This is a genomic window from Phocaeicola sp. RTP21198st1_B8_RTP21198_201120 (assembly GCF_040929485.1).
Classification (GTDB): Bacteria; Bacteroidota; Bacteroidia; order Bacteroidales; family Bacteroidaceae; genus Phocaeicola; species Phocaeicola dorei.
This window is the reverse complement of the sequence record NZ_JBCOCI010000022.1, coordinates 26,749-32,748: the sequence shown is the minus strand read 5'-3', so window position 1 is coordinate 32,748 and position 6,000 is coordinate 26,749. Positions and strand designations below refer to the sequence as shown.

At 46.5% G+C, this 6,000-nt stretch carries 4 protein-coding genes and 1 pseudogene; 1 reads left to right on the top strand and 4 read right to left on the bottom strand.

Going from position 1 to position 6,000, the window contains the following annotated elements:
- The 4 genes and pseudogenes from AB5935_RS10565 to AB5935_RS10550 form a co-directional block, all read right to left on the bottom strand.
- Nucleotides 1-305: pseudogene (locus tag AB5935_RS10565) on the bottom strand (DedA family protein); the annotation flags it as partial.
- A 7-nt stretch (nucleotides 306-312) separates the two neighbouring features.
- Entirely contained in the window at nucleotides 313-1,830 is a 1,518-nt protein-coding gene (locus AB5935_RS10560) for a tetratricopeptide repeat protein (RefSeq protein ID WP_007846471.1), read from the bottom strand.
- Between the two features lie 10 nt (nucleotides 1,831-1,840).
- Nucleotides 1,841-3,580 carry a glutamine--tRNA ligase/YqeY domain fusion protein gene (locus AB5935_RS10555; RefSeq protein WP_007832413.1) on the bottom strand — a complete coding sequence of 580 codons (1,740 nt, stop codon included), beginning with the start codon at nucleotides 3,578-3,580 and terminating at the stop codon, nucleotides 1,841-1,843.
- 57 nt (nucleotides 3,581-3,637) lie between these two features.
- The gene (locus AB5935_RS10550) at nucleotides 3,638-4,456 is read right to left on the bottom strand and encodes a PstS family phosphate ABC transporter substrate-binding protein (protein WP_038610355.1); all 819 of its coding nucleotides are present in this window, start codon (nucleotides 4,454-4,456) and stop codon (nucleotides 3,638-3,640) included.
- Between the two features lie 267 nt (nucleotides 4,457-4,723).
- Between AB5935_RS10550 and pstC the strand changes: the two genes are divergently transcribed.
- The gene (gene pstC, locus AB5935_RS10545) at nucleotides 4,724-5,911 is read left to right on the top strand and encodes a phosphate ABC transporter permease subunit PstC (protein ID WP_038610352.1); all 1,188 of its coding nucleotides are present in this window, start codon (nucleotides 4,724-4,726) and stop codon (nucleotides 5,909-5,911) included.
- Nucleotides 5,912-6,000: the final 89 nt, after the last annotated feature.

Genomic DNA, 6,000 nt, shown 5'->3' with positions numbered 1-6,000 from the left:
TTGGCTTCATCAATCAGACACATGTGCCCGAAGCGGCTGTTCGCGAATTTATAAACCAGCGGACGGCCTACGAAATAGGCTATGTAATAATTGATGAGAGCGCCGATATTGGCTCCGATTGTCGCAAATATAACTACCAGAAATACATTCAGGTCACTGTTGCCTCCGGCTGCCTTGTAAGCGGCAGGAGGCACTACCACTTCCGAGGGGAAGGGGATAAAAGAGCTTTCGATGGCCATTAATAACGTAATTGTCCAATAATTCAGGTGGTCCAGACACCATTGAATAAATGCAACTGATTCCATAAAATAATTATAAATAATTGTTTAAGTTTAGCTTGCCTTTGCTGATATCGTCCTTGATTACGCGTATCGCTTCGTTGAATAACTGGTCGGGAAACTGTGCGTTTTCATCAACTCCCAGAGCTGCATACGTATCAGGAAGTTCTTTATTGATTTTAGCCAGATAGTGTATGAACGGACCTGGTTGCTGTAAATAAAGATAGCCATAAATCAGAAAGAAATAAGTGCTATGGGCGTTGTGGGGGAATTCTTTGTTTATTTGCTCAAAATACCGGTTGGCATATTCAAAGAGATGTTCATCGAAGTATTTGGATCCGATTTTGAACAAAATATCCATCCGTTCCTCTTTCGGGGTGAATTCCAGGGCGAGGTTGAATTGTTCCTCCGCCTTGTCGATATTATTCTTTCTTTCCTCCTCGCTGATGTCCTTGCTGCCTGCCATTATCGTGAAAAACTGTCCGGCATAGATACGTGTTTCCGCATCGTTCCCGTTCTGCTTCAGCACTTGGTCCAGATACATATATCCCTCTTCAGGATGTCCCAGGGCTACATGACAGAGGGCTGCGATACTATATATATCGGTTAGCTCGAATGCAGTTATCTCCTGTTTCTGTTTTAGCAGCTTTTGTGTATACTTCATGGCGGTTTCGTAATCCTTCATCTCGAAGTGGAGACCAGCCAATGCCATATAAACGGGAGGTTTCTTCTCTGTCGCCTTTTCCAGACGGAGATAATAGTTGATAGATTCCTTGATATTTGCTGTCTGGCTGTAAAGGAATGCTTTCAAGGTCAATGTCTCTGTGTTGTTTTCATCAATGGCTAATGCGAAATCGAAAGCTTCGTGCGCCTTTTCGTATTGCTCTTGTTGCAGATAGCATTTACCCAGTTCGTTCCAATGCTGAACGGAATAGGGAAACTCGTTCAGAGTCATGTTCAGGTAAGGGATAGCCAACTTCGGTTTGTTGAAAGTACTGTAATAATCGCACAGCACGTCGCGAAGACGTTGGTTGGTTTCCGGCAGGGTTTGCATGTCGAAATGGGCAAACAGGCAGTCGATCCACTTCTTGGCGTATTCTTTCTGGTTGACGTCAACGTAGTCCAGAATGATGTCTAGCAGCGTATCCAGTTCATACTCCTCGTCCATGGCCAGTTGTTGTAATATCTTATCGGCCTCTTCCATGTGTTCCTCCTCTATCAGCAGGTCGGCTTGCAGGAATCTGAATTCACGGTCGGCAGGGTTGTTGATGAGCTGCATCACCATTTGGGCTTCTTCTTTTTTTCCTAGCAGCATCAAGGAACGTGCCCGGAAAATCAGGGCGTCTATGTTATCAGGGTGCAATTGGATTGCAAGATTTATGGCCTTGTCAGCGTCTTTATGTCTTCCTTTTGAGGCGTAATATTCGGCGATATCGGTCAGTTCATCAGCTTCAAAATAAGCGGGGGTATGGTTTTCCACCATACCCTCGTATCTTGCTAATGCTTCTTTAAATTCCGGGTCTTCAAAGTAAGAAGACATGTCATAGTTCATAAGCTTGTTTTTATTTATTAATTTTGCTCCAGGTATCTTTTAAAGATACGGTGCGGTTGAACACCAGATTTTCTGGTGTAGAGTCTTTGTCCACATTGAAATAACCGATGCGCTGGAACTGCAAGTAATCCAGCGGTTTGGCATCGGCCAGATATTTTTCTACATAGCAGTTGGTTAATACATTCAACGAATCGGGGTTGATCATTTCTTTCATGGCTTCCAGTGCGTCGCAGTTCTTTGCTTCGCGGATAGCGGCCATCTCATCACGCGGGTTCTCCACTTTCCACAGGCGGTCATACAGGCGTACTTCGGCAGGCAGACAGTGTGCACAGCTTACCCAGTGGATCGTACCTTTGATTTTGCGGTTGCTGCCCGGCATTCCTGTTTTGCTGTCGGGATCGTATTCGCAATATACCTCCACCACGTTGCCGTTGTCGTCTTTCTTGCAGCCTGTACATTTTACGATGTATCCGCTTTTCAGACGCACTTCCTGTCCCGGAGTCATACGGAAATATTTCTTCGGGGCATCTTCCATGAAATCGTCGCGTTCTATCCACAACTCGCGGCTGAATTCGATGGTGTGTGTGCCTGCCGACGGATCTTCCGGGTTGTTGACAGCTTCCATTTCCTCCACCTGTCCTTCGGGATAGTTGGTAATGATCAGCTTCACCGGATTGATGACTGCCGATACACGGGTAGCACGGCTGTTCAAGTCCTCGCGGACAGCGCTTTCCAGCAGGGCGAAGTCATTCAGGGCATCGTAAGTGGTATAACCTATCTTGTCTACAAATTTGCGGATGGACTCGGGCGAGTAGCCGCGACGGCGGAAACCGCAGAGAGTCGGCATACGGGGGTCGTCCCAACCGTTTACCAGATGTTCTTTTACCAGAATCAGCAGGTTACGCTTGCTCATCAAGGTGTAGTTCAAGTTCAGTTTGTTGAACTCATACTGATGAGGACGGTTGTCGTCCAGATCTTTACCTTCTTTTACCCAGTCCACGAACAGGTCGTACAACGGACGGTGGGGTACGAACTCCAGGGTACACAGTGAATGAGTTACTCCTTCAAAGTAGTCGCTCTGTCCGTGTGCGAAGTCATACATAGGGTATGCTTTCCAGGTTTCGCCTGTGCGGTGGTGCGGAGTCTTTACCACACGATAAATAATAGGGTCGCGGAAGTGCATGTTGGGGCTTGCCATGTCTATTTTGGCACGGAGCACCATTTTGCCTTCTTCTATTTCACCGCTGTTCATTTTGTTGAACAGTTCCAGGCTTTCCTCGATGGGACGGTTGCGGTAAGGGCTCTCGGTTCCGGGTTGGGTGGGAGTTCCCTTTTGTGCCGCGATTTGTTCGGAGTTCTGTTCGTCTATATAAGCCTTTCCTTCCTTTATCAGATTGACGGCGAAATCCCATAATTGCTGGAAGTAGTCGGATGCATAATATTCGTTTCCCCACTGGAATCCGAGCCATTGGATGTCCTCCTTGATGGCTTCCACGTATTCCATATCTTCTTTGGTCGGGTTGGTGTCGTCAAAACGCAGGTTACATACGCCACCATAGCGTGCAGCTATCCCGAAATCCAGACAGATGGCTTTGGCATGACCGATGTGCAGGTAGCCGTTCGGCTCGGGCGGAAAGCGGGTTTGTACTTTCCCTCCGTTTTTACCTTCTTTCAGGTCGTTCTCAACTGCCTGTTCAATGAAGTTCAGACTTTTCTTCTCTGTAGCTTCTGTAGCGTTCATTTCAGTCATTGTGATATCAATTTTACACTTTTGCTGCAAAAGTACGCATTCTTTTTGGGATATCCTTTATTTCACAGGAATATATCCACCGTTTTTTATAATATTTTGCCCCTCGGGTGACAGGATGTAGTCAATGAACGGGGTCACTTTTTCCTTATTGGCTACATTGTAATAGTAATAAAGAGGGCGTACTACGGGGTAAAGTTTCTTCTTTCCGTTTTCAAGGCTGGGCAGTACATAATGCTTGCCGCCATCATAGGAAACGGCAATGGCTTTCACCCGGGGAGACAAGTAGGCCAGTCCCACATAGCCGATAGCGCCTTTGGTCTGGCTTACAGACTGGATCACGGCTCCGGTGGCGGGCATGGACAAGCTGCTGCTCATGTAGTTCTTGTTCTTCAGGGCGCTTTCTTTGAAAAATTCGTAAGTTCCCGAAGAGGTTTCGCGAGAATAGACAATGATTTTCATATCGGGTCCCCCCAGCTGTTTCCAATTGGTTATCTTGCCGCGGAATATGGCTTCCAGTTGCTGGCGTGTCAGTTGGCTGACAGGGTTGGACGGGTTTACAATGACGGCCAGGGCGTCATACGCTATAATTACCTCCTCCACTTCCTGTTTGGCGGCTTTCAGTTTCATCTTTTCGCTGAATTTGATGGGACGGGAAGCCATAGCGATATCTGTTGTGTTGTCCATCAGGGCGGAAATCCCCACTCCGGTTCCTCCGCCGGTGACGGTTACCCGTCGGTCGGGATCATCTTTCATGAAAATCTCGGCTGTTTCTTGTGATACGGGCAACACCGTGTCACTACCTTTTATGCGTTGCGCGGTAATATTCAGACTACAAGCCAATAGAATAAAAAGAAATAGAGCTTTTAATTGATTCATAAGTTCTTATATTAATTCGTGTGCAAAAGAAACGTTTTCTTGTGTCATTTGTTTTACTGGTGTGTTACGATTCTGTTACGGGTAATATTCGCCGGCAAGGGTGGATTGAATCTGTTCCTGCGGGAAAATGGTAATAAGATCAGGTTTTTCTTTATCTGTAACAAGTTTGTAATATAATTGTAGCAAATACTTCAAGCTTCTTTCATATCACCTTAATATAAAGAGGCTTTTTTTGCATCAGTTATTAAAATAGAAGACTAAAACTGTATGAAACGAGTTTGGGAAAAGATTGTAGAAGGGATATTGACTTGCAGCGGCTTTATAACGAGCATTACTATTTTGCTGATTGTCGTATTCTTATTTGCGGAGGCTCTGGGACTTTTTAATAAAAAAGTCATAGAAGAGGGGTATGTACTGGCGGTGAATAAAGCCAATCCGGTACAGGAACTGAGTGCGGCACAAATAAAAGATGTTTTTGACGAAGAGATTACCAACTGGAAAGAGTTGGGAGGACCGGACGCAGAGGTTAAAGTTTTCCGGTTGGAGGATATCACCTCCTATTTCTCGGAGGAAGAGCTGGGAGCCGAATACGAGAAGGCTCCCCGGTGCATCGGCGAGATCGTTGCCGGTAATCCAGGCATCATCGCCTTTGTTCCCTCCAAGTTTATAGAAAAGGATTTTCGGGGGCATCTGCTGAAAGACGAGTCTATTTCTTTTGACGAGGTTTTTGCCGGAAAGGAATGGTTCCCTACGGCTACTCCCGCTCCTCAGTTCGGATTTCTTCCTTTGATTACGGGTACGCTTTGGGTGAGTTTCTTTGCCATCCTGTTCGCTTTGCCTTTCGGCTTGTCGGTGGCGGTGTATATGTCCGAGGTGGCAGACCATCGGACCCGTAGTTTTCTGAAGCCGGTTATTGAATTGCTTAGTGGTATTCCGTCCGTGGTCTATGGGTTTTTCGGATTGATTGTTATCGTACCGCTTATTCAGAAAGTATTTAATCTGCCTGTGGGCGAGACCGGATTGGCCGGAAGTATTGTTTTGGCGATCATGGCACTCCCTACTATCATTACCGTAAGTGAGGATGCGATGCGGAATTGTCCCCGTGCCATGCGCGAGGCCAGTCTGGCATTGGGCGCCACTCGTTGGCAGACTATATATAAGGTGGTGATTCCGTTTTCCATTTCCGGAATCACTTCGGGCGTTGTCCTGGGCATCGGACGTGCCATAGGCGAGACGATGGCGGTGCTGATGGTTACAGGAAATGCGGCTGTGATACCTACCACTATTCTGGAACCGCTTCGTACCATTCCGGCGACTATTGCAGCGGAACTGGGAGAGGCACCCGCCGGCGGCGCGCACTATGAAGCTCTGTTCCTGCTGGGAGTGGTGTTGTTTTTCATCACGATGCTTATCAACTTTAGTGTAGAATATATTTCATCAAGAACAAATAAATAATGTACTAATTTGCCGGTGTGCTAATGATCATGCGGCACACAGCGCAGCCAATGGTATATTGATAGATTGACAAATGATTAATTAAGTAT